Here is a 689-nt window from a genome sequence, read left to right as displayed (position 1 = left end):
CCAAGATAGTTGACGCCGAACAGTTCATCTGCCTTCTGGAGCTAAAAACTCATTTAGAGAAAGATTGGAATCGCTCTATTTGCATGTACATGCCAAAAATCAGATCTACCTTACTTGTCAAAGCAACACTCTTGCTGTTTTTAGCAGCTACCCAGAGCCTCCTTGTTTCTAAAAATGAGATTCTATTTCTCTGGTACTACCACGGATTCTAATTAAAATGGTCTACGTCTGTGGCGTGGCATAGTTGCTATGCTATATCTATACATGTTAAAAATATTAATAATCATTTCGTTGGCAGTTGTTGCAGCGGAAAAGCGATGTCTAGCATGTGTGGCGGAGCGTTTTTTCATGGAAGGTACTATAGTAAATTCTTTAAGCGGTGTTGAAATTGCTTTTGAGTCTTATCAAAAATTAATATCAGAATATAAAAATAACAGCGATTCACTTTTCCTTTCTAACGAAGCAAAAACACGACTTAAGATAATTGATGAAGTTTTACTCATATTAGGTTGGAGCAAAGATGAATTCAACCCAGAAACTCATGTCAAGAATTTGGGTTACACTGATTATTTGATTAAAGTTAATAAAATCCCTAGGCTCGTCATAGAAGCGAAGAAAATTGGTGACACTTTTAAAAACTACCATTCAAGAAATAGCAAAAACTGCCCGCCGTGTCAGGATAGTTGTCC

The 689-nt window shown here is 36.6% G+C and carries 2 protein-coding genes; both read left to right on the top strand.

The annotated features are described in order from the left end of the window. On the top strand, positions 1-212 hold a 212-nt coding region (locus A9165_RS17025), incomplete at its 5' end, for a hypothetical protein (RefSeq protein ID WP_218060757.1). 52 nt (positions 213-264) lie between these two features. Continuing rightward, positions 265-689 (top strand): hypothetical protein (locus tag A9165_RS16465; protein WP_141686182.1); only part of this gene is annotated, 425 nt, incomplete at its 3' end.

Origin of the sequence: Alishewanella sp. HH-ZS (assembly GCF_001704375.1) — a bacterium.
Lineage (GTDB): Bacteria > Pseudomonadota > Gammaproteobacteria > Enterobacterales > Alteromonadaceae > Alishewanella > Alishewanella aestuarii.
Note: the sequence above shows the minus strand (reverse complement) of the source record. Positions and strands in the feature narration are given on the sequence as shown.